Source organism: uncultured Romboutsia sp. (assembly GCF_958366745.1).
GTDB lineage: Bacteria > Bacillota > Clostridia > Peptostreptococcales > Peptostreptococcaceae > Romboutsia > Romboutsia timonensis.
The window spans coordinates 1-24,502 of sequence record NZ_CATXCO010000004.1; the positions used below are offsets into that span (position 1 = coordinate 1).

The following is a 24,502-nucleotide window of genomic DNA, read 5'->3' on the forward strand; positions in this document are numbered from 1 at the left end:
ATAACAAGAGCCTTGAAGAATCTATTTACGAACTTTTTTAAGTTCGACTACTATAGTATGCAGAACAAATATATTTATCATCTTCATTTATTTTACCAAGTCTATATTTATAATACTTTTCATGTAGTTCATTCTTAAAGCTTATTACTGTGAGAATGGGAAATTATTTGTAAAAGATGATTTCACACCTAGTATTGTACGAAGAATATTTAGAGAATATCTAAGTGGTATAGGTTTTGATGCTATAGCTAGAAATCTTTACAATGATGATATACCTACTCCTAGTCAAGTTGCTTGTATTAAAAGTGCCTCATCTAAATGGAATGGCTCATCTGTAAGATGTATTCTAGAAAATCCTCATTTTATAGGTAATTTAGTTCAAGGAAGGACTACAACTAAAAGTGTTACTTCTACTAAAAGAAATACTGCTTCTAATGAAGATTTAATTATTATTGAAAATACCCATGAAGCTATAATCTCTAAGGATGAGTTTAATGCAGTTCAACAACTAATATCTTCTCGTAGAAGAAAAAGACCTGCTCAAAGTACTCATATATTTAGTAATATTCTTATATGTGCAGATTGTAGTCATGGTATGCATTTTAAAAAGAATAGAAAAGGATATATCTGTGGTAGCTTCAATAAGCATGGTATTAAAGCTTGTAGCTCTCATATAATACGTGAACAAAATCTGAAAGATATAATTCTATCTGATATAGATTTTATCTTAACCACTATATCTAATAAATCATTTTTAGATAATATTAGTTCAAATTTAAATAAAGAATCTAAATCTAGTAAAAATAAATTAGATAGCATAGAAACTAAAATTTCAAAGCTAACTACAAGGAAAAATAATGCTCTTAATAAATTCATCGATGATTGTATCAGTAAAGATGATTACGATAATCTTGTAGAAAGTATTAACTCAGAACTAAATGAATTAAAAAGTGAAAAACTGTTGCTTGAAAGTACTATGAGTACTAATTTAAATTCTAACCTAAGTAGTGGTATGTGCTATTTTAAAAGTATAGCTTCTAATATAAATGATTTAACACCCGATGTAGTAAATCGATTAATAGATAAAATTGAAGTGTCTGAAGATGGTACTCCGAGAATCTATTACCGATTCTCGGAATCATCTATATGTTTATCTGATTTTATAAATCAGACTTCTTAACTATCTTCGCACAGCATTCAACGTGCATTGTGTGAGGGAACATATCTACAGGTTGTATTTCTACACACTTATACCCTCTTTCATCTAAGTATGCTAAATCTCTAGCTAAAGTAGATGGATTACATGAAACATACACTACTCTATCTGGTTTCATTGATACTATCGTATCTAATACCTTTTCATCGCATCCTTTTCTAGGAGGGTCTACTACAACTACATTTGCAGTTTTTCCTTCACTGTACATTTTAGGAACGACTTCTTCAGCTTTTCCAACATAGAATTCCACATTATTTAAGTTGTTTAATTTAGCATTAATTTTAGCGTCTTTTATAGCATCTTCAACTATTTCAATACCATATACCTTAGTAGCTTTTTGTGCTAAAAATAGAGATATTGATCCTATTCCACAGTATATATCAAATACAGTATCATTTTCCTTTAACTCTGCATATTCTAATGCTTTATTATATAAAACTTCAGTTTGAACAGGATTAACTTGGAAGAATGATAATGGAGATATTTCAAATACTAAATCTCCGATGTAGTCATTTATCTTTCCATTTCCATATATAACTTTATTTTCTTTTCCTAATATTACATTAGTTTTAGCTTTATTAACATTAAGAACTAAAGTCTTAAATCCTAGTATATTTTCTTTTAATACAGAAGCTAACTCATTTAGATGTGGTAAATTAGTTCCATTAGCAACTAAAACTACCATTACCTCATTAGTTGTAAAACCAACCTTTGTCACTAAGTGTCTTAAAACTCCTGTATGAGTAGTTTCATTATAAATACTTACATTATAAGCTTGAATATAAGTTTTTATTATCTTTATTATTTTATCATTTATATCATGTTGTATTACGCACATATCAGTAGGTATAACATCATGGCTCTTCTTTTTGTAAAAACCTATAGCAGTTGAACCATTTATATTTTGTATTGGAAATTGAGCCTTATTTCTATATCTACAAGGACTTTGCATACCTATCGTTTCATGTATTTCAACATTTTCTAATTTTCCTATTCTAGATATAACTTGCTTAACCTCATTTGTTTTTAACTCAAGTTGCTTATTGTAATCTAACTCTTGTATTTGACATCCACCGCAGTCTTTTAAATCATCACTACAGATTCTATCAACTCTAAATGGTGATTTTTCAATTATTTCAACTATATCTCCTACTGCATAGTTCTTTTTAGACTTGTTTATTCTTACTTTTACTTTATCTTGTATTAATCCGCCCTCTACAAAAACAGTAAAACCTTCATATTTTCCTATTCCTACTCCACCTTGACCTATATCAACTATATCTACAACATACTCTTTATTTTTTGATAACATAGGTTAGTCCTCCGTACATTTATTTTTTTAAATCCAATATTTTATTTTACCAAAAAAATAAGAGCTTTTAAAGCCCTTATATAAATAAATCTTTAGTTTTAATCCCTTGATATAATTGTATTGATGCAAATATAAATAGCACACACCCAAGTACTGGACCTGTCACTATAAGAATTTCTGCTAAATTTTGAGATATTCCACTATCAACTATCATTTTTAATGAAGCTACATAATCTTGCTTTACATTTATACCATATCTTATCCATGTTACAGCAGTCATAAATGCAACTGGTATTACACTCATGGTCATGTAAAACCCTGTCATCGTTCTTTGTTTAACTCCCTTTAATCCTATATATATCGGTATAAAAAATAATATAGGTAAAAAGAATCCAAAGAATTGAGGAGTTAAAGCTAAAAATAGCATTGCACAAAATAAAAAGCTAGTTATATACTTTCTAAGGTTTATAGTTTTTCCTTGAAAGTCACATAATGATGCTGTTAAATATCTTGTGTAAACTTCTATTACTGACTCTATTTTATTTTTTTCCTTAGTCGATTTTAATTCTTTTATAACTTCTTTCCCTTTTGCATTCATTCGATTATATTGTATTTTAAATTTTTCATCGATTTCTATATTAATATATAACTTATGTAATTCTTCTAGCTTACTTATATATTTATCTTTCTTTATTTTATTTAAACTACTTATTTTTTTTAACTCATTTATTATCTGAGTTATATTAGCTGCAGCTAATTTTCCTTTCATTCCTATTGTCCCCTTATCAGTTTATATTCACATTATATAAAACTCTTCATTAATGTATATTTATATTCTATTGATTTTTAACTATCTTTCTCATAGAAATACCTATAGTCACAAATATAGTAGTCCATATACAACCCAAGAACATCCATGCTGCACTAGTCATTACATCGCCCCCCTTTTATGAAAATTCAACAATACCATCTATTTCATATTTATATTTATTTTTAATTGCCTTATATGATTGAATATATCCTACTATTAAAACACCTATAACGGCTATTCTACCTAGATTAACCCATATAACTAGACTTGGCATATTGGCAACGTAAGATGGTACCAAATTAAAGTTTCCAGCTTTAGCATAATCTAATGTAAAGAATATTAAAAATGTTATTATTGTTATAGGAGTCAAGAATTGATGGAATAGTCTAAAGTACCACTTTGGAACCTTCCATAAACCACCTTTATTCATTTCTTCAAGTGCTCTATCTTTTACACACCACCCAATTATAACTATTTCTATTAATCCTAATACTATTAATAAATAGTTACCTATCCAATTATCAACTTCTGTAAAGTATATTAACTCTGCTGTTTTTGTTAGTATTGGCTCTAACGCAACAGGAAGACCTACTATTATATATCCAAAGAATACTATCCAAGCACCTTTTTTTCTATTTATACCTGCATCTTCTTCTAATAATGCAACTAAATAGTTATACATCGCTATTGCAGATGTTATACCCGCAAAGAATAATAATAAGAACCAAACTGCTCCAAATATACCTCCACCTGTCATAGTTCTAAATACGTTAGGCAATGCCATATAAGCAAGACCTATACTTCCTTTTATACCTTCTTCACCTAAAAATGCATATGCTATAGGTATAACTGCTGTACCACCTAATATAACTTCTGCAAATTCATTTAATGATATTGTTGCTACTGAAGCAGTTATTATATCTTCATCTGGTTTAAGATAAGATGCATAATTTTGAATTATCCCCATACCTAAAGACAATGTAAAGAATATTTGACCAGACGCTGCTATTGCTGATCCCCAAGATAATTGACTAAAATCTGGATTCCATATAAAGTTTAACCCTTTTAATGAACTCCAATCTGGATTTACTGGTGCTCCTAAAGTTAATGATCTAATACATAATATGATTCCAAATGCATATAAAACAGGCATCATAATCTTTGCCCAAGACTCTATTCACTTCTCTATTCCCTTCATTACTGCAAAAGCTAATACTAATAATGATATTATCCAAAATATTAAATTTGATGGATTTTGTATGTAAGATGCAAAAAATTCTCCTGTTGATATACTTGAATCCATATAACCACCAGTTAAAGAATTAAATCCATATCCCAATGACCATCCTATAAGTTGATTATAATAAGAGTTAACTAATATAGTAACACCAAATGCTATCATACCAGATAAAGAACCTACTATAATTGCTTTTTTAGGAGTCATAGCCTGTTTTGCTTGCAAATACATTATTGGACCCATAGTTCCATGTCCATATTTTCCTCCATATCTCCCTATACTCCATTCAACCATCATTAACGGCATACCTATCACTATTAATGCAAAGAAATATGGTATCATAAATGCTCCTCCACCATTTGAAGCAGCTACATATGGAAATCTCCAAAAGTTCCCAAGGCCAACAGCGTTACCTGCCATTGCTAGTATAAGACCTACTTTCGATCCCCAATTCCCTCTACTTTCATCCATTTTGTATTCCCCCTTTATTTTATATGTATACTATTTTTAACATATTTATTGCTTCAATTTTCAATCTAGATAGAATTTTCTGAAAATTATATCTTATAAAATAGCCACTATGTTTATTTGATAAACTTAGTGGCTAACTTAATATTCTTAAAAGAATAGTATCACAATATTATATTGTTTTTCAATATTTTTTAATATAAATTAAAATTTTCTAAAATTTTAATTTATGTTTGTATTTCTTATAAAACTCTTGTAGATCCTCTGTATATTACTCCTCTAGATGCATCTACAGTTACTATTTCTCCATCTTTAACAGATTCTAATATATTTGTTGCAGATACTATAACTGGTTTATTTAAGCTTATACCTACTATAGCTGCATGAGATGTCATTCCACCTTCTTCAGTTATTATAGCTGCACACTTTTCTATATAAGGATTCATTTCTATATCAGTCATAGTTGTAACTAATATATCACCTTCATTAAATTCTACACAATCTTCGTTACCTTTTATAATACGAACTTTACCTTCTACAGTTTTAGATCCTACACCTATACCTTTTACTATTTCTTCACTTATAACATGAACTTTTATTAGGTTTGTAGTTCCGCTTATTCCAACTGGAACTCCAGCAGTTATAACTACTAATTCACCATTATTTATGTATCCTGCATTTTTAGATGTTTCTATAGAGTTTTCTATAACCTCATCTGTATTTCCTGCTACTTCAGCTTTAACTGGATAAACACCCCAAGTAAGAGCAAGTCTTCTCATTACCTTCTCATCATTTGTAGTAGCTATTATTGGACACTTAGGTCTGCACTTAGATACCATTCTAGCAGTATGTCCTGATGAAGTTGAAGTTATTATAGCTGAAGCATTTAAATTAACTGCTGTTGTACAAGTAGCATGACTTATAGCATCTGTAACAGTTTCGTTATTTCTAGAATTCTTTTCTAATAAGTTATCATAATTTAAAGTTTCTTCAGTTCTCTTTGCTATAGTAGCCATAATTTTTACTGCTTCTACTGGATATTTACCAGCAGCAGTTTCTCCTGATAGCATTATTGCATCTGTTCCATCGTATATAGCATTTGCAACGTCTGTAACTTCTGCTCTTGTTGGTCTAGGATTTCTCATCATAGAATCTAACATTTGAGTAGCTGTTATTACTGGCTTTCCTGCTTTATTACATTTTGCTATCATCATTTTTTGAACTACAGGTATTTCTTCTGTTGGTATTTCAACTCCAAGGTCCCCTCTAGCAACCATTATACCATCAGATACAGCTATTATATCATCTAAGTTGTCTACACCTTCTTGGTTTTCTATCTTAGATATTATTTGTATATCTGTTGCATTGTTTCTTTCTAAAACTTCTCTTATAGCTAATACGTCAGAAACTTTTCTAACGAAAGATGCAGCTATAAAATCTATTCCTTGAGATATACCAAATTCTATATCACTTATATCCTTATCAGTTAATGCTGGTAAGTTTATTTTTACTCCTGGTACGTTTACACCTTTGTGGTTTTTAACTATTCCTGAGTTTTCAACTATACAAAGTATGTCATCACCATTTACTTCTTCAACTCTAAGACCAACTAATCCGTCATCTATTAATATAGTATCCCCAGCAACTACATCATTTGCAAGTCCTTTATAACTTACTGTACATATTTCTTTTGTTCCTATAACATCTTTCATTGTTATAGTGAATTTTTGACCTTCTTCTAATAGTACTTCTGGTTGATCAAAATTCCCAGTTCTTATTTCTGGTCCTTTTGTGTCTAGTAATAGAGCCACTGGCTTATTTAACTTTTCTCTAACCTTCTTTACTAAATCCATTCTTCCTTTATGTTCTTCATGTGAACCATGAGAGAAATTCATTCTAGTTACATTTAATCCATTTTCAATTAATGCAGTTAATACTTCTTCCTTCTCTGATGCAGGTCCTAATGTACAAACTATTTTAGTCCTCTTAGTGTTTTTTAACATATATCTATTCCTCCTAAATTATATAGATAGTATTTTTACCATCTCATAAGTATCCTTATCAAATTCTTTAGTCATTGATAAAGCTTCATGTATGTCCATGTCTATGATTTTATTGTCTCTTATACCTACTACTCTAGCAGCTTTACCATCTAATAATAGCTCTACTGCTCTTACTCCCATTCTACTTGCTAATATTCTATCAAATGCTGTTGGGCTACCACCTCTTTGGACATGTCCAAGTACAGTTACCCTTAAGTCTGCTCCTGTCTCTTTTATTATTTCTTTTCCTAAGTCTTGAGCATTTCCAACACCTTCAGCTAAAACTATTATACTGTGTCTTTTTCCTCTTTTTTGAGTAGTCTTTAATTTATTACATACATCTTCTACTTTAAAGTCTACTTCTGGAACTATTACAGTTTCTGCCCCCCCTGCAAGACCTGCATATAAAGCTAAGTCTCCACAGTGTCTTCCCATTACTTCTATTATGTTAACCCTTTCATGAGAAGAAGATGTGTCTCTTATTTTACCTATAGCATCTATTATTGTATTTTGAGTTGTATCAAATCCTATAGTATAATCAGTATAAGCTAAATCATTATCAATAGTTCCTGGAATACCTATAGCTGGAAATCCTAGATCACTAAGTTTCTGAGCACCATTAAATGATCCATCTCCACCTATAACAACTAGACAATCAATACCATACTTTTTAAGAACTTTTACTCCTATTGCTCTTCCTTCTTCAGTTTTGAATTCTTCACATCTAGAAGATTTTAATATTGTTCCACCTCTATGTATAATATCTCCAACAGAAGATAGATTCATTTCTTGTATATCTTCTTCTATTAATCCTTTATATCCTCTGTTGATACCATAAACCTTACATCCATAGTATATTGCTGACCTAACAACAGCTCTTATAGCTGCATTCATTCCTGGAGCATCTCCTCCACTTGTCAATATTCCTATAGTTTTCATGGCTTTACCTCCTATATTCTCTATATTAACACCCTTAGGGACATTTTTAGTCCCTATTATGTTTTTTTATCCCATTATGAGTAAAAAAATTAGGTCTACTAAAATGTCCATTTTATGATATTATAACATAATTTTTCCAATTTTTTTATATTAATATTATATAATAAAATTTTTATTTTAATATCCTAATTTTTTTATATTTATTAACTATCTTATCTTTATATTTTCTTTTGGAAGTATATTATTTAATTCAGTAATTAATCTATCAGAAATAGTTACACTAAATCCATTATATTTATATAATTTTTTAGTATCCTCTGCATATAAAAATATATTTTCTTCTCCTGGATATCTCTTTAATATATTAGATATATTCTCCATCATATTTAAATTATTATATGAATCTACTTTTAAATATAAACCATTTTTCGAGTTTTTTCTATGGTTTTCTGTATTATTAATATGTTTTTTTGAATCATATATTCCTCTATTTAGTTGATATACATTATCTATATCTACAATATCTCTTGCTACAATCTTAGGTTCTTCCCCTTCTTTTATATTTAATACTCCTCTTATAAAGATTATACTATCTTCATTTAGAATTTGGTTATATTTTTTTAAGGTTTGAGGGAATACTATAACTTCTATATTTCCATACAAGTCTTCTAAGTCTAAAAATGCCATTATATCATTACGTTTCGTAGTTTTTATAGTTTTATTTGCTATCATACCGCCCATTATTACATCTCTTTCATCTAAACTTAAGTATGATTCTTCATCTTCTTTTAAGGAATTTAATTTTCCATTATCTATCGATGTATTCTTAGTTAAAATTTCCTTGAACTCTGATAGTGGATGTCCACTTACATACATTCCTAAAACCTCTTTTTCTAAACTAAGTTTTTCTCTTTCTTGATATTCAGGTAATTTAGGTATTGTATTAGTCTCTTGTAAGTTATTTTCTTCACTAGCTCCAAAAACATCAAATAATGATATTTGACCTTGTACATTTTTCTTTCTATCCATAGATATACTATCTAAGACATTTTCATATCCAGCCATTAGACTTGCTCTATTTTCACTTATTTCATCAAAAGCACCACATTTAATTAAACTTTCTATAACTCTCTTATTAGTATCTTTTGAATCTAATCTTTTAGCTAAATCTGAGAAATCTACAAATTCACCATTAAGATTTCTTTCATTAATTATATTTTCTATAATATTTACACCAACATTTTTAACTGCTGCTAGTCCAAATCTTATATTATTTCCTTCAACCGAGAATTTAGAAAAACTTTTATTTATATCTGGCTTTAATACTTCTATACCTAATGCATTACATTCTCTTATATATTCTACAACCTTATCTGTATTTCCCATTACACTAGTTATTAAAGCAGCCATAAATTCAACTGGATAATATGCTTTTAAATATGCTGTTTGATACGATAAAACACCGTATGCCGCAGCATGCGATTTATTAAATGCATACTTTGCAAAGTCTATCATATCATCAAATATCTGATTAGCTATATCTTCTGGTACACCATTTCTTATACACCCAGCTATCTCTATATTTCCATTCTCATCTTCTTTTCCGTAAACGAAGTATCTTCTTTCCTCTTCCATTACGTCCATTTTTTTCTTACCCATAGCTCTTCTAACTAAGTCACTACGTCCATAAGTATATCCGCCTAATTCTCTAACAACTTGCATAACTTGTTCTTGATAAACTAAACATCCATAGGTAACTTCCATGATAGGTTTTAGCTTTTCATGTAAGTATGTTACATTTTGTGGATTAGTTTTATTTTCAATGTAAGTTGGTATGGAATCCATAGGACCTGGTCTATATAAAGATATTCCCGCTACTATATCTTCAAAATTATCTGGCTTTAATTGTTTCATGAATACCCTCATACCAGCACTTTCTAACTGGAATACACCTAATGTATTTCCTGAAGATAAAAGTTCAAATACCTTGGGGTCATCATAATCCATCTTTGAAAAATCTATTTTTCTATTATGATTCTTTTCTATTAAGTTAAGTGCATCTCTTATTACTGTAAGCGTTCTAAGTCCTAAGAAATCCATCTTTAGCAGACCAAGTTCTTCTAGTGTAGTCATTGTAAATTGAGTTGTTATAGCATCTTGATGTTTATAAAGTGGAACATATTCATCTACTGGATTTTTAGATATAACTACACCTGCTGCATGAGTAGATGCATGTCTTAACATACCTTCTATTCTCTTTGATATATCTATAACTTCTCTAGTTTCTCTATCTTGTTGATATAAATCTCTTAGTGTTGGATTAGTTTCTAGTGCCTTATCAATAGTCATACCAAGTGCAAAAGGTATTTCCTTTGCTATTTTATCAACTTTATTATATGGTATGTCTAAAACTCTTCCTACATCTCTTATAGCCGCTTTTGCTCCCATTGTTCCAAATGTTATTATCTGAGCAACATGGTCTTCTCCATATTTTCTTTTAACATAATCTATAACTTCTTCTCTTCTTTCATAACAGAAGTCTATATCTATATCTGGCATAGATACACGCTCAGGATTAAGGAAACGCTCAAATAGAAGAGAATATTTTATAGGGTCTATATCCGTTATCTTTAATGTGTATGCAACTATAGAACCTGCAGCACTACCTCTTCCAGGACCAACCATTATATTATTTTCTTTTGAGAAGTTTATAAAATCCCAAGTTATTAAGAAATATTCTACATAACCCATCTTCTCAATTACACCTAACTCGTAGTTAAGTCTATCTATAATTTCTTGGCTTGGATTATCATATCTTTCTTCAAGACCTTTAAAACATAATTCTCTTAGATAAGTATCTGGAGTATATCCTTCTGGTACATCATATTTAGGAAGATGTATTGTATTAAAATCAAATTCTATATTACACATTTCAGCTATCTTAACTGTGTTATCTATAGCCTCTGGTGCATATGGAAATAATTCTTCCATTTCTTCTCTTGATTTTAAATAAAACTCATCACTACCAAATCGCATTCTATTTGGGTCATTCACTGTTTTTCCCATTTGTATACACATTAGTACATCATGTATTTTAGAGTCTTCTTTATTTACATAATGTATATCATTAGTTGCAACTAATGGTATATTAATTTCCTTAGATAATTTTACTAAAGCTGCATTGACTTCCTTTTGTTCTGGTAAACCGTGATCCTGTATTTCTAAATAAAAATTCCCTTCTCCAAATATATCTCTATATTGTAATGCTATATTTTTAGCCTTTTCATAATTCCTATCCATTAAAGCCTGAGAAATATCTCCTGCTAAACAAGCAGATAGTGCTATTATTCCATCACTATATTTTTTTAACTCATCTATATCTACTCTAGGCTTATAATAAAATCCTTCTACATATGAAGTAGATACCATTTTAATTAAGTTTTTATATCCATCCATATTTTTAGCTAGAAGAATTAAGTGTCCTTGTCTTTTATCATAGTTAGGATCTTTATCTCTCAAGCTACGTGGAGCTGTATATACTTCACAACCTATAATTGGTTTTATTCCTTGTTTTTTAGCTTCTTTATAGAAATCTATTACACCAAACATACATCCATGGTCTGTTATGGCAACAGAACTCATATTTAATTCTTTTGCTCTACTTATAAGGTTCTTTACTCTAGAAAAACCGTCTAGTAAGCTATATTCAGTATGAACATGAAGATGTGCAAAATCTTTACTCATCCTATCACCTCCTAGATTATTCTTTAATTTTACCATAAAATTTATTTATCTTGAGCGATGTATCAATAAAATACATCATATTACTATCGATATGATATTAATATACCAATCAAATATGATTAATATATTTTATTGATTATATGATTAAATAATCTTAATCTAATTAGTTAGTTAAAGTGTAATTACCCAAAATAAAAGGAGATATATCAAAATATATCCCCTTTTTATTTATTCTTGCTTACTTCTTAAGTCATTCGCTATTTCTTCTATTTTCCTTAGTCTATGGTTAACTCCAGATTTTCCTATTGGATGTTCTAACATTTCTCCTAATTCCTTTAGGGTCATGTCTTCACACTCTAACCTAATTCTAGCTATCTCTTGTAAATTTTCTGGTAGACTACTTATACCTATCGTATCTTGGATAAGCTTTATATTTTCTATCTGTCTAACAGATGCATTTACAGTTTTTGAAAGATTTGCAGTTTCACAATTAACTATACGATTTACATTATTTCTCATAGCCTTTACTATTTTCGTATTTTGTAGGCTTAAAAGGGCATTGTGTGCTCCTATTATACTAAGTAAATCTGATATTTGTTCACTTTCTTTTAAGTATACTACAAAGTTATTTTTTCTTGAAACAACCTTACAGTTGAATCCTAATTTATTTATTAAATCTTTTAAAGATTTAGCAAAATCCTCATTATTAGTTACAAATTCCATATGATAGTTTTTTCCAGGATCACTTATAGACCCGCCTCCTATGAATGCGCCTCTTATAAATGACCTTATACACTCTTCATTTTGTAATAAGTTTTCAGGAACTTTATTTACAGTATAAAATCCATCCCCTGGTTCTAATATTCCAAGCTCTCTTAATAAATTTTCTGATCCCATTTCACTTGTTACTATAAGAACATAACTATTATTTCTTTTTAACATTTGATTCTTATTTACAGATATAGTAGTATTTATACCAAAATTTTGTTTAAGTAATTTAAATACTTTTCTTGCTACAGAATTTAATTCTGTAGTAATCTTTAAATTCAATTTTCTATAACCTGCAATCTGTATACTTCCTGCTAATCTAACTATTGCAGCTAATTCAGTCATATTACAATAATCATCATTAGATATAACCCTTGCTAATTCATTTTTAGTTTCAGCTGAAAAAGACATATCTATCACCTATTTTACTAGTTCTTTTTTAGCCTTTTTTTTATTTCTTGCAAGGCTACTTTTATTATTTCTTTTTCGTCATCATATCTAGCCAAATCAACAACTCTATCTAAGTGTATAAATTTAGCATCAATGAATCCTTCTTCTTTTTGTGGAACTGTATTCATATTTCTTGCTTGCATTAAGTACCAAAAAACCGTTTTATGAACAGCTCTATTTTCATCCCAGTTTTCTTTAAATGTGTAATGAATTTCTCCTAAGTACTTTAATATATCTGCTTTTACTCCTGTTTCCTCTAGTACTTCTCTAAGTGCTGCTTCTTGTCTATTCTCTCCTTCTTCTACCTTTCCCTTTGGTAAAACCCAATCTCCATTGAATTTTCTAAGTAAAAGTATAGCATTGCCAAAAAGCACTACACCACCGGCACTAACCTCTTCTCTCATAGATGTTCACTCCTTAAAACTAACATAATAATAAGGATTTCTACATAAATCTTTAAAATCCTTTTTTACTTATCTTTGTCATTATCATGACGTAGTGCCAAATTAATTACTATATCTGAAATATGACCTGCATCGTGTCTAATATAATTATTTTTTATTTCAATTAGATTTTCTTCTATAGTTTTTGCTCCCATAGTTTTTAATATTTTTCTTTGTTTATCATCTAATATAACTTGTTTTGCACCATCTTTTTGATATCTATCAATCATTTCTTTAGGCAAAACTTCATTATTAGATATTACATAATCTATTATATTTTTATTGGTATGCTTTACTATAGCATTGACATGATCTAAAACATTATGGTCATCTGTTTCTCCTGGTTGAGTCATTATATTACATATATACACTTTAGGAGCTTTAGATTTTTCAATTGCATCAACCACTCCATTTACTAATAAATTCGGTATTATGCTCGTATATAAACTTCCTGGACCCATAATAATTATATCAGCATTTTCTATAGAGTTAATTACCTCATCTAAAGGTACTGCATCTTGTTCATCTAAATATACTCTTTCTATATAGGTTTTGTCATCTTTAACCTCTTTTGGTATTCTAGATTCACCTTTTACTATTTTCCCATTTTTTAGCTTTGCTATCAAGTTTATATCATTTAAAGTTACTGGTAGAACTTTTCCTGTTATGGCAAATATTTGACTCATTTTATATAATGCAACTTCAAAGTTTCCGTATAATCCATTCATAGCAGCTAAAAATAAATTCCCAAAACTCTGACCTTTTAAAGCACCTTCTGTAAATCTATATTGCATAACTTCTTTCATAGTTGGTTCTATATTAGCTAAAGCTAGTAAGCAGTTTCTTATATCTCCAGGAGGTAACATACCCAAGTCTTCCCTAAGTACACCAGATCCTCCACCATCATCTGCAACAGTAACAATTGCAGTTATATTACGAGTTCTCTTTTTCAATCCTCTTAAAAAAACAGATTGACCCGTTCCTCCTCCGATAACTACTACATTAGGATCCGTACTTTCTTTATCATCTATCGTAATCGATTTTAATCTTTCACCTTTCGCCTTCTTATATACATATATAGATGTTAATAAAGCAATCCATCCTACAATTCCTATGACCATAAATATACTTGTCATTTTTGCCTCCATACTATCTTAACATAGAGTCTCTATGCTTTTTAACCACTCTATAACCTCTATTAACTAAATCATCGTATATAAGATTTGATATAGTAACTGATCTGTGTCTTCCTCCTGTACATCCAATTCCTATTACTAGATGTTGTTTTCCTTCCTCAATATATTGAGGAACTAAAAACTGTATCATATCAGTAAGTTTTGCATAAAACTCTTCACTAATCTTAGAGTTCATAACATAATCTCTAACTTCTTTATCATCACCAGTCTTAGGTCTTAAATCTTCAATATAATATGGATTAGGTAAGAATCTAACATCAAATACAAGATCACAGTCAGATGGTATTCCATGCTTAAATCCAAAAGATACTACTGATATTGTTAGCTTAGGATTATTCTCACCTATAGAGTATATTTTTCCAATTTCCTCTTTTAAATCTTTAGGCTTCATATTTGTTGTATCTATTATACAACTTGCCTTTTCCCTTAAAGGCTCTAATATCTTTCTTTCCATTTTTATACCTTCTGGTATTTGTATATTCTTAGATAATGGATGATTTCTTCTTGTCATCTTATATCTTTTTAATAAAACATCGTCTGAACAATCTAGATAAAGTATTTCATATTGATAATTTTCTTTTTCCAAATATGCTAAACTTTCGTAAAGCGTTTCAAAGAACTTTCTTCCTCTTATATCTATACCTAAAGCAACCTTATCTATACTAGAATTAGGTTGATAGCATAACTCTGCAAATTTAGTTATTAAGGCAGGAGGTAAGTTATCTACACAGTAAAAACCCATGTCTTCTAAAGCTCTCATAGCTTCACTTTTTCCTGAACCTGATAGTCCTGTTACAATTACAAATTTCATAATATTCCCCCTTTTCACCTATATTTTTATATTTTCTATTAATGATAAATCTACACTTGCTTCTTTTACAATTTTCATGGCTAAATCGAAGTTACCTACATTCTGAGGTATATGAGCATCTGACCCTATGATAAATTTATTTCCTATGCCTTTTATTTTAACTAATTGACTACTATTTAAAAATCCATGACTACTATTTATTTCTAATCTTGTATCTGTATTTTTTGCTACCTTCGCTATTTCTTCTATATACACATCACCCTTATCTCCAGGATGAGTTATTATGAATATGTCATTATTTTTCATAGCATTTATTATAGCCTTAGTATTGTAATCTTTAGATTTTTCATTTTTTATCATGTAGTTATTACAATGATTAAACATACTTTTTAAAGATGTCGGCGTAGATGCAAAATGATATCCAGCCATAATATAGTCACAGTTTTCAATAATTTTATCATTTATGTCTATATTTCCGTAACTATCTAAAATATTACATTCCATACCAAGAAGAATTTCTATATTTGAATATTTTTCATTTAATTTATCTATTTCTTCTCTCATCTTATAAATATCATTTAATTTTATTCCATATGCTAAATGTTTATATCCATGGTCTGATATTCCTATTGTTTTAATACCTTTAGAAATAGCTTCTAATACATTCTCTTCTATAGTTCCTTTCCCATGGCTATATTTAGTATGAGTATGATAATCTGCTAGTATTTGCATTTATTAATCCTCTCCAAGTATTTTGACTTCTTCCTCTAAAGTTATTCCATATTTTGATTTTACTGTACTTTTAACTATATACATTAAATCTAAAATATCCTTAGCTTTAGCATTCCCTAAATTTACAACAAATCCACAGTGCTTTTCAGAAACTTGTGCACCTCTTAGTGTAAGTCCTCTTAATCCGCTATCATCTATTAATTTAGCTGCGAAATGACCTTCTGGTCTTTTAAATGTACTTCCTGCACTTGGTAAGCTTAAAGGTTGCTTTGTAACTCTTCTTTGAGTAAAATCAGCCATTGTTGCTTTTATTTCATCGTAACTTCCATTTTCTAACTCTATCTGAGCAGATAATACTATATAATCTGTTCTTGAAAGTATACTTCTTCTATAAGAAAACTCCATTTGTTCATTTGTAAAGTCAAGTATATTTCCATCTGTATCCATAAGTCTGACAGACTTAACTATATCCTTCATTTCTCCGCCATAAGCACCTGCATTCATAGCTAATGCTCCTCCTAGAGTTCCTGGTATACCAGCCGCGAATTCAAATCCTTTTAGTTCAGCTCTTAATACAGCTTTTCCTACAAACGAAAGTAATGCACCAGATTGTATATTTACTATATTTCCATCGATATTAAAATCATTGAAGTTATCTGATATTTCTATTACTACTCCTCTAACTCCACCATCTTTCACTAAAAGGTTAGATCCATTACCTATTACAATATAAGGTACATTTTCTTCTTTTAAAAGCTTTACAACTTTCGCTATTTGTTCTTCTGTTCTAGGTTTAACTAATATATCTGCCGGTCCACCTACTCTAAAAGAAATATGCTTTTTCATAGGCTCATCTAATTTTATATCTTCTTTATCTATTATATTTAACAAACATTCATATATATATTTCTTATTCATTAAATTTCCTCCATAATTAAAATATTTATTAATTTATCGCTTACATTTACACTATATTATTTTTATATAATTAATATAATAATGTATTAAAAAAAAAATAACAATATAAAAAGGTCTTAAAAGTATTAAAAAAGCGTTGATATTACTATATCAACGCACTATTTTCTATAATATATAATTTTACTTATTATGTGCCGCTTTCTCACTACTTTGGTTTCGTATAAATATTTTATTATACATATATGGAATTAAAATAGCACCACCTATCATATTACCTATTGTTACAACTATTAAATTAGTTATTAATTGTCCTATAGTTACATTAGCACCTAATAGCATACCCATTGGTATAAAAAACATATTTGCAACACTATGCTCAAATCCACATAGTACAAATAGCATTATCGGAAACCAACAAGCAAAAATTTTAGATATTATATCTTGTGCTGCTGTTGCCATCCATACGGCTAAAACAACTATCATGTTACACAATATACCCCTTATAAGAGCCTCTAAAATGGTAAGCGTTGATTTTGACTGTGCAATTGATATTACTTTATTTGATGCATCACCATTAAATGTACCTGCGTAGAAAATTGCTACTGCTAAAAGCGTTGAACCTATAAAGTTTGCAATATACACTAGTGACCAATTCCTAAAAAGTTCTCTTAATGTTATCTTTTTATTCATAACAGCTAATGTCATTAAGTTATTACCAGTAAATAGCTCAGCACCACATATAACTACTAACATAAGTCCTACAGGAAACACAGTAGCTCCAACTAATCTAGCTAAACTAGCATCTATATTAGATAGTGTTTGAGATGCTAATATATTTCCTGCTCCTCCTAAGCCTATAAAAATTCCTGCAAGTATACCCAACCATATACAACTAGTTGTATCTAGGCTAGCTTTTTTAATACTTGCATTTATAGTAGCATTTGCTACTTCTTCGGGTGTTAAGAATCTTTTGTCCATAAGTCTACCCCCTAATATTAATACGCTTTCAAGAAAATTAATGCCTTTCATTTCAAATGTTTATACTCTATAGAATAATATTTTTATGTACACTTCATACATAAAAATATTATTCTATATAAGTTTTTGTCTTTTTTTGTTTAATGTATACAAAGTATATATTTTAGTGTATAATTGTTAATGCTGCTAAATTACTAGCTGCTATTATTTTTAAAATTATATGTCAATATTTTATATTTAATTAACAATTTTTTAAGGAGGAATTATAAATGGCAGATAAAAAAATGCTTATGCCTGCTGAAATAGCTGAGTATACTATTGAAGCTGGTGTAAAAAAGGCTACTACACCAAATAAAAAAGTTCTAGCATCTGCATTCTTAGCTGGTGCATATATAGCATTCGGTGCATTAGGATCAGTTGGTGCAGCTTACAACTTATTAGCAAATCCTGATACTTACGGTTTAGGTAAAATGGTTGCAGGTCTTATGTTCCCTGCAGGTCTTATGTTTGTACTAATAGCTGGTGCAGACTTATTTACAGGTAACATATTAATAACTCTTGCTGCTCTAAAGAAAAGAGTAACTTGGGGACAAGCTTTCAAAAACTGGGCTCTAGTTTGGATTGGTAACTTACTAGGAGGAGCTTTAGTAGCGTATCTTGTAAGTTTATCTGGCGTATTTGATTGGAGTAATGGTTTATATGGTGGAGTTATCGTTAAAACTTCTATGGGTAAACTTGGATTTACTTGGGTTGCTGCAATAGCTTCTGGTATATTATGTAACTGGATAGTTTGTGCTACTGTTTGGATGACTTACGGAGCTAAAGATGTAACTGGAAAAGTTTTAACTGGATTCTTTGGTATATTCTTATTCGTATGTACTGGATTTGAACACTGTGTTGCAAACATGGCATACTTATTCGCTGGATTATTTAGTAAAGCAAACCCTGCATATTTAGAAGCGGCTCACAAAACAGCTACTGATGCTGCTGCTATAAACATACCTAATATATTTATGAATAACTTAATACCTGTTACTATAGGTAATATATTAGGTGGTGCAATATTTGTTGCAGGAATTTACTACTTCCTATTTGTTAATAAAAAAGAAAATTCTATCGCTGAAAAGAAAACAGCATAGTCTTTAGTAATATATTTTTTAAAAGAGGTTGTTCTATAAGTTTAGTTCAATCTCTTTATTTATATCGCATTAATATTTATACTATTATATACAAAATATATTTATATATTAAATAAAAGGAGGTTTTAATTATGCACAGCTTTATTAAAGAGTCTTGGTATGAAATATTAGTTACTACCATATATATAATCAACTTCTTAGCAATTATAAACTTAATTTTTAGAGAAAAAAGAAGTATTGAAGCTACTGTGGCATGGGTTCTTGTATTAACTACTGCTCCAGCTATAGGTTGTATTTTATATATAGCAGTCGGTAGAGGCATTTCTAAAAATAACATGTTCAAAATTAAAGAAGCTGAAGATAAGATTTTAAAGGAAAATATAATAGATACTCAAATTAAATTAGATCGTAATGATAATTTTGAACCAAATTTAATTGGGTATAAAGATATGATATATGCTTTAGCTAATTCAAATAATTCTCATTTTACAACTAATAATGATGTAGAAATTTTTCCTGAACCAAATGATTTCTTTGAGTCTTTATTAGAAGAATTAAAAAAAGCTAAACATCATATAAATATACAATTTTATATTTTTAAAGATGATGAAATAGGAAATAAAATAATAGATATTTTAATAGATAAAGCTCAAAATGGTGTTGAAGTAAGACTATTATATGATGCTGTAGGTAGCAGATTATTCAGTGATAAATCTATCCACAAACTAAAAAAATCTGGAGTAAAAGTTGGTGCGTTTTTCCCTTCTTTTATGAAAGTTATAAACTTTAATCTTAACTACAGAAATCATAGAAAAATAGTTGTAATAGATGGTAATGTTGGATTTATAGGTGGAAATAATATTGGAGATGAGTATCTAGGTAAAGATCCTAAATTCGGATATTGGAGAGATACTCACTTAAAAATTACTGGTGATTCTGTTAAAGATCTTAATATAAGATTTATACTGGATTGGAGATATACGACTAAAGAGGACTTAGTTTTAGATAAATACTTTGGAAATGAAACTCTAAGGCTATCTAATTCTAAAGCATGTAAAGATATCGGTATTCAAATAGTTTCTAGTGGCCCTGATAGTACTGAATTAGATGAGATTAAGTACGGTTATATAAAAATGATACAAAAAGCAAAAAAATATATTTATATACAAACACCTTACTTTATCTTAGATAAAACCCTTACAGATACATTGAAAATAGCTTGTTTCTCAGGTGTGGATGTAAGAATAATGATTCCATCTAAACCTGACCATCCTTTTGTTTATTGGGCATCTTCTTCATATGCAGGTGAGCTACTTAAGTATGGTGCTAAACTTTACAATTATGACCACAATGCTTTTCTACATGCTAAGACTATAGTAGTTGATGACTGTGTATGCTCTATCGGAACTGCAAATATGGATATTAGAAGTTTTGAACTTAACTTTGAAATAAATGCTTTTATGTATTCTTCAGAAGTTGCAAAAAAACAAAGAGCTATATTTGAAAATGATATTTTAAAATCTAAAGAAATAACATTAGATATGTATAATTCTAGATCTCGTTATATGAGACTCAAAGAGTCTATATCTAGATTACTTTCTCCTATATTGTAAAATAAATAATAAAGGGTTTACTTTTAAAGCATTATTATTTTTAAGTTCTCCCTTTATTACTATTTATTTTTATATTAGTTTTTTTGAATTTCCATATTCAACTTTTTATATACTATAATATATTTAATCAAAAATGGTTCCTCGAACACAACAATAAACATCCCCACTTTATCATAGAACATTTCTTATTTTTTTCATATTTTTAGTCTTAAATTTTTATGCATTCATAAAATTTTAATATGCTTTTATTTTACTAAATAGTTATTAAAATTAATTCTAAAATTAAAAGGAGGATTTGTATGTGCGATTTCTACTTACGTAACAAAAAATTATTCGAACAACTAGATACTTTTATTGATTCGCTGGAAACTAAAGATGGTTCTTTAATTCAAGTACTACATCATGCACAAGGTATATTTGGATATCTTCCTAAAGAAGTTCAACTATATATATCTGAAAAATTAAATATTGCTCCTGCTAAAGTTTATGGTGTTGTGAGCTTTTATTCTTATTTTACTACTGAACCCAGAGGAAAATATAAAATAAGCGTATGCTTAGGTACAGTTTGCTTCGTTAAAGGATCAGATAAAATATTATCTGAGTTCGAAAAACAACTTGGAATAAAAGCTGGGCAGACTTCTAAGGACCTTTTATTCTCATTAGATGGATTAAGGTGTGTTGGAGCATGTGGCCTTGCACCTGTTGTTGTTGTAAATGGTAAAGTATATGGTCAGTTTAAACTAGATCAAGTTGGTGAACTTTTAGATTATTATAAATCCTTAGAAAATACTACTGTATAAGTTTAAATCTTTATTAAATATTTAGGTTACTAAGGGGGATAAATCATGAGTAAAATAAAGTCATTTAATAAATTAAAAGATTTTGTTGATAAGTTAAAACCTATTCTTTATATGAGAGAAAATCATACTAAAGAAAATCCTGAAAAAAGAGAAATTTTAGTTTGTGGTGGTACTGGATGCACTTCTTCAGATAGTATCCAAATTATTGAAAATTTAAGAACTGAAATAAAAAAAGCAGACCTTGAAGGTCGTGCTGAGGTTCATTTAACATGATGCTTTGGATTTTGTGCAAAAGGACCAATAGTTAAAGTTTATCCAGATGATATATTTTATACACAGGTAAAACCTGAAGATGCTAGTGAAATTGTGCAAAGCCACTTAGTAAATCATAAAGTTGTAGAAAGATTACTGTTCGAAGAACCTACTCTAGATCATAAAAAGGTAGAAAAACATAATGATATGTCATTCTATAAAAAGCAATCTCGTGTTGCCCTTAGATATTGTGGTCATATAAATCCAGAAAATATTTTTGAATATATAGGATGTAACGGATATATAGCTTTAGGTAAATGTATATCTGAGTTATCTCCTATTGAAGTTGTAGAAGAAATAAAAGCATCTGGACTTAGAGGAAGAGGTGGTGCGGGTTTTCCTACAGGTATAAAGTTGGAGTCTGCATCTCAAACGATGGAAAAGCTACTTTAAAAGATTTAGATAATTTAAAAGAACTTGCTACAACTATAAAAAACACTTCTCTATGCGGTCTTGGAAAATGCGCTCCTAATCCTATTTTAAGTACACTTAATAACTTCTATGATGAATATCTTTCTCATGTTGTAGATAAGAAATGTCCAGCAGGTAAATGCCAATCTTTATTAAACTATATTATAACAGATGCTTGTAAGGGTTGTACAAAATGTGCTAGAGTATGTCCTGCTAAATGTATAACAGGAAAACCTAAGGAAAAACATGAAATAGATACTAAAAAATGCTTAAAATGTGGTACTTGTATGAGTAATTGTAAATTTAATGCAATTATCAAGGTATAATTCATTTTAGGAGGTATATTAATGAATTTAGTTAATTTAACTATAAATAATAAATCTGTATCTGTACCTAAAGGATCTACTATACTAGATGCAGCCAAAAAATTAAATATAAAAATTCCTACCCTTTGTCATCTTAATATGAGTGAAGTAAATATTGTTAACCAATGTTCATCTTGTCGTGTATGTATGGTTAGCGTTGGTAAAGGATTAGTTCCAGCTTGTGGAACTCTAGCAAAAGAAGGTATGAATGTTCAAACTAACACTAAGGAAGCTATAAATGCACGTAAACGTGTTGTTGAATTATTGTTATCAGACCATCCTCAAGATTGTTTAATTTGTGATAAAAACGGCAATTGTGAATTACAATCTATTGCTGCTAATTTAGGAATTAGAGAAATTAGATTTAAAGGAGAGCAATCATTTGCTAAAACAGACACTTCTACTAAATCAATCATAAAAAATTATGATAAATGTATACTTTGTAGAAGATGTGAAACAATGTGCAATGATATCCAAACTGTAGGTGTTTTATCTGGAGTTAATAGAGGTTTTAACACTAAAGTTGGTACTTTCTTTAATACTAATTTATGTGATACAGAGTGCACATTCTGTGGTCAATGTATTTCAGTATGCCCTACTGGTGCCTTAACCGAAGTAAATAATATACCACTTGTATGGGATGCCCTACATCAAAATGAGAAAACTGTAGTTGTTCAAGTTGCTCCTTCTGTTAGGGTTGCAATAGGCGAAGAGTTTGGATTAGAAGCAGGTACTATATCTACAGGCAAGATGGTCGCTGCATTAAAGTCTTTAGGATTTAAATATGTGTTTGATACAAACTTTGGTGCAGACCTTACAATAATGGAAGAGGCTGCTGAATTTATAAACAGATTCAAGGAAAATAAAAACCTACCTATATTAACAAGCTGTTGTCCTGCATGGATTAACTTCATTGAAAAGAACTATCCTGAACATCTAAACCTTACTTCTACATGTAAATCACCTCAAGGAATGTTCGGTGCCATAGCTAAAAATTATCTCGCTCCAAAAGTTTTAAATATAGAACCTAAAAATATGTATGTTGTTTCAATAATGCCTTGCGTTGCTAAAAAATATGAATGTTCAAGAAATGAATTAGGTCAAGATAATATTCCAGATGTAGATATATCTATAACTACTAGAGAATTAGCTAAGATGATTAAAGAAGCTGGCATAGATTTAGCTAATTTAGATGAAGAACCTTTTGATAGCCCTCTTGGAGAGTCTACAGGTGCAGCTGATATATTCGGTACTACTGGTGGTGTTTTAGAAGCAGCTCTTCGCACTGCATATGAATGGATAACTAACAAAGAATTAAAAGATGTAAATTTCTCTTTAGTAAGAGGATTTGAAGGAATAAAAGAAGCTAGTATTGATGTTGATGGTACTATAGTTAACGTTTGTGTAGTTAGTACATTAGGAAATGCTAGAAAGATTATGGATGAAGTAATTTCAGGTAAATCTAAATATCATATTATAGAGGTAATGGCTTGTCCTGGTGGATGTGTAGGTGGTGGAGGGCAACCATATCATCATGGCGACTATGATATTATTAAAAAACGTGCTCAAGGTCTTTATAATATAGATGAAAGCAAAAAACTTCGTAAATCTCATGAAAATCCATCTATAATTACTTTATATAATGAGTTCTTAGATAAACCATGTAGCAACATTGCTCACAAATACCTTCATACTCATTATTTTAATAAGAGTAAAATTTATAAAAACGAAGAAAGTTTAACTACTAATGAATAATTAATATCTGTATATATTATATTATAACTATAATATATAAAT

General features: G+C 29.4%; 19 protein-coding genes and 1 pseudogene. 6 read left to right on the top strand and 14 right to left on the bottom strand.

Translation table 11 applies throughout. The features are described from left to right. Positions 1-193: 193 nt before the first annotated feature. The gene (locus Q5F54_RS13205) at positions 194-1,180 is read left to right on the top strand and encodes a recombinase family protein (protein WP_369124049.1); all 987 of its coding nucleotides are present in this window, start codon (positions 194-196) and stop codon (positions 1,178-1,180) included. Here the strand turns inward: Q5F54_RS13205 and rlmD are convergent. The 14 genes from rlmD to Q5F54_RS00820 form a co-directional block, all read right to left on the bottom strand. After that, entirely contained in the window at positions 1,161-2,528 is a 1,368-nt protein-coding gene (gene rlmD, locus Q5F54_RS00755) for a 23S rRNA (uracil(1939)-C(5))-methyltransferase RlmD (protein WP_071119099.1), read from the bottom strand. The two genes, Q5F54_RS13205 and rlmD, sit on opposite strands and share 20 nt — an antisense overlap. A 76-nt stretch (positions 2,529-2,604) precedes the next feature. Further along, entirely contained in the window at positions 2,605-3,297 is a 693-nt protein-coding gene (locus Q5F54_RS00760; protein ID WP_281537811.1) for a hypothetical protein, read from the bottom strand. A gap of 178 nt (positions 3,298-3,475) precedes the next feature. Then, positions 3,476-4,495, bottom strand: coding sequence for a hypothetical protein (locus Q5F54_RS00765; protein WP_302333866.1), 1,020 nt, complete (start codon positions 4,493-4,495; stop codon positions 3,476-3,478). A 21-nt stretch (positions 4,496-4,516) separates the two neighbouring features. Then, the gene (locus tag Q5F54_RS00770) at positions 4,517-5,047 is read right to left on the bottom strand and encodes a hypothetical protein (protein WP_302333867.1); all 531 of its coding nucleotides are present in this window, start codon (positions 5,045-5,047) and stop codon (positions 4,517-4,519) included. Positions 5,048-5,286: 239 nt separating this feature from the next. Then, complete coding sequence (gene pyk, locus Q5F54_RS00775; protein ID WP_302333868.1) at positions 5,287-7,047, bottom strand: pyruvate kinase; 1,761 nt, start codon at positions 7,045-7,047, stop codon at positions 5,287-5,289. Positions 7,048-7,065: 18 nt separating this feature from the next. Continuing rightward, entirely contained in the window at positions 7,066-8,025 is a 960-nt protein-coding gene (gene pfkA / locus Q5F54_RS00780) for a 6-phosphofructokinase (RefSeq protein WP_071119095.1), read from the bottom strand. A 207-nt stretch (positions 8,026-8,232) separates the two neighbouring features. After that, positions 8,233-11,769, bottom strand: a complete 3,537-nt coding sequence (locus Q5F54_RS00785; protein WP_281537765.1) for a DNA polymerase III subunit alpha — start codon at positions 11,767-11,769, stop codon at positions 8,233-8,235. Between the two features lie 228 nt (positions 11,770-11,997). After that, the gene (gene whiA, locus Q5F54_RS00790) at positions 11,998-12,948 is read right to left on the bottom strand and encodes a DNA-binding protein WhiA (RefSeq protein WP_281537766.1); all 951 of its coding nucleotides are present in this window, start codon (positions 12,946-12,948) and stop codon (positions 11,998-12,000) included. Positions 12,949-12,965: 17 nt separating this feature from the next. Continuing rightward, entirely contained in the window at positions 12,966-13,391 is a 426-nt protein-coding gene (locus Q5F54_RS00795) for an NUDIX hydrolase (RefSeq protein WP_071119092.1), read from the bottom strand. 65 nt (positions 13,392-13,456) lie between these two features. Beyond that, a complete protein-coding gene (yvcK, locus tag Q5F54_RS00800; protein ID WP_281537767.1) occupies positions 13,457-14,566 on the bottom strand; it encodes a gluconeogenesis factor YvcK family protein in 1,110 nt (369 codons plus the stop codon). A 13-nt stretch (positions 14,567-14,579) separates the two neighbouring features. Further along, on the bottom strand, positions 14,580-15,437 hold the full coding sequence (gene rapZ, locus Q5F54_RS00805) for an RNase adapter RapZ (RefSeq protein ID WP_071119090.1): 858 nt from the start codon (positions 15,435-15,437) through the stop codon (positions 14,580-14,582). An 18-nt stretch (positions 15,438-15,455) separates the two neighbouring features. Beyond that, positions 15,456-16,169 carry a PHP domain-containing protein gene (locus tag Q5F54_RS00810; RefSeq protein ID WP_281537768.1) on the bottom strand — a complete coding sequence of 238 codons (714 nt, stop codon included), beginning with the start codon at positions 16,167-16,169 and terminating at the stop codon, positions 15,456-15,458. Positions 16,170-16,172: 3 nt separating this feature from the next. Beyond that, complete coding sequence (gene murB / locus Q5F54_RS00815; protein WP_281537769.1) at positions 16,173-17,087, bottom strand: UDP-N-acetylmuramate dehydrogenase; 915 nt, start codon at positions 17,085-17,087, stop codon at positions 16,173-16,175. A 180-nt stretch (positions 17,088-17,267) separates the two neighbouring features. Beyond that, positions 17,268-18,065, bottom strand: coding sequence for a formate/nitrite transporter family protein (locus Q5F54_RS00820; RefSeq protein WP_281537770.1), 798 nt, complete (start codon positions 18,063-18,065; stop codon positions 17,268-17,270). Positions 18,066-18,334: 269 nt separating this feature from the next. Here Q5F54_RS00820 and Q5F54_RS00825 point away from each other — a divergent pair, with 269 nt between their 5' ends. The 5 genes and pseudogenes from Q5F54_RS00825 to Q5F54_RS00845 all read left to right on the top strand — a co-directional run bounded on the left by Q5F54_RS00825 (position 18,335) and on the right by Q5F54_RS00845 (position 24,460). Then, positions 18,335-19,204, top strand: coding sequence for a formate/nitrite transporter family protein (locus Q5F54_RS00825; protein WP_281537771.1), 870 nt, complete (start codon positions 18,335-18,337; stop codon positions 19,202-19,204). Between the two features lie 131 nt (positions 19,205-19,335). Further along, entirely contained in the window at positions 19,336-20,817 is a 1,482-nt protein-coding gene (gene cls / locus Q5F54_RS00830; protein ID WP_277229932.1) for a cardiolipin synthase, read from the top strand. A gap of 299 nt (positions 20,818-21,116) precedes the next feature. Beyond that, positions 21,117-21,617, top strand: a complete 501-nt coding sequence (locus tag Q5F54_RS00835) for an NAD(P)H-dependent oxidoreductase subunit E (protein ID WP_071119084.1) — start codon at positions 21,117-21,119, stop codon at positions 21,615-21,617. A gap of 45 nt (positions 21,618-21,662) precedes the next feature. Then, a pseudogene (locus Q5F54_RS13120) lies at positions 21,663-22,666 on the top strand (NADH-ubiquinone oxidoreductase-F iron-sulfur binding region domain-containing protein). A 21-nt stretch (positions 22,667-22,687) separates the two neighbouring features. Continuing rightward, the gene (locus Q5F54_RS00845) at positions 22,688-24,460 is read left to right on the top strand and encodes an NADH-dependent [FeFe] hydrogenase, group A6 (protein WP_281537772.1); all 1,773 of its coding nucleotides are present in this window, start codon (positions 22,688-22,690) and stop codon (positions 24,458-24,460) included. The last annotated feature ends 42 nt before the right edge of the window (positions 24,461-24,502 follow it).

Coding starts and splice junctions, on each gene's coding strand:
- rlmD (WP_071119099.1), bottom strand. CDS start 2,528: ATGTTATCAAAAAATAAAGAGTATGTTGTAGATATAGTTGATATAGGT.
- Q5F54_RS00760 (WP_281537811.1), bottom strand. CDS start 3,297: ATGAAAGGAAAATTAGCTGCAGCTAATATAACTCAGATAATAAATGAG.
- Q5F54_RS00765 (WP_302333866.1), bottom strand. CDS start 4,495: ATGATGCCTGTTTTATATGCATTTGGAATCATATTATGTATTAGATCA.
- Q5F54_RS00770 (WP_302333867.1), bottom strand. CDS start 5,047: ATGGATGAAAGTAGAGGGAATTGGGGATCGAAAGTAGGTCTTATACTA.
- pyk (WP_302333868.1), bottom strand. CDS start 7,047: ATGTTAAAAAACACTAAGAGGACTAAAATAGTTTGTACATTAGGACCT.
- pfkA (WP_071119095.1), bottom strand. CDS start 8,025: ATGAAAACTATAGGAATATTGACAAGTGGAGGAGATGCTCCAGGAATG.
- Q5F54_RS00785 (WP_281537765.1), bottom strand. CDS start 11,769: ATGAGTAAAGATTTTGCACATCTTCATGTTCATACTGAATATAGCTTA.
- whiA (WP_281537766.1), bottom strand. CDS start 12,948: ATGTCTTTTTCAGCTGAAACTAAAAATGAATTAGCAAGGGTTATATCT.
- Q5F54_RS00795 (WP_071119092.1), bottom strand. CDS start 13,391: ATGAGAGAAGAGGTTAGTGCCGGTGGTGTAGTGCTTTTTGGCAATGCT.
- yvcK (WP_281537767.1), bottom strand. CDS start 14,566: ATGACAAGTATATTTATGGTCATAGGAATTGTAGGATGGATTGCTTTA.
- rapZ (WP_071119090.1), bottom strand. CDS start 15,437: ATGAAATTTGTAATTGTAACAGGACTATCAGGTTCAGGAAAAAGTGAA.
- Q5F54_RS00810 (WP_281537768.1), bottom strand. CDS start 16,169: ATGCAAATACTAGCAGATTATCATACTCATACTAAATATAGCCATGGG.
- murB (WP_281537769.1), bottom strand. CDS start 17,087: ATGAATAAGAAATATATATATGAATGTTTGTTAAATATAATAGATAAA.
- Q5F54_RS00820 (WP_281537770.1), bottom strand. CDS start 18,065: ATGGACAAAAGATTCTTAACACCCGAAGAAGTAGCAAATGCTACTATA.
- Q5F54_RS00825 (WP_281537771.1), top strand. CDS start 18,335: ATGGCAGATAAAAAAATGCTTATGCCTGCTGAAATAGCTGAGTATACT.
- cls (WP_277229932.1), top strand. CDS start 19,336: ATGCACAGCTTTATTAAAGAGTCTTGGTATGAAATATTAGTTACTACC.
- Q5F54_RS00835 (WP_071119084.1), top strand. CDS start 21,117: ATGTGCGATTTCTACTTACGTAACAAAAAATTATTCGAACAACTAGAT.
- Q5F54_RS00845 (WP_281537772.1), top strand. CDS start 22,688: ATGAATTTAGTTAATTTAACTATAAATAATAAATCTGTATCTGTACCT.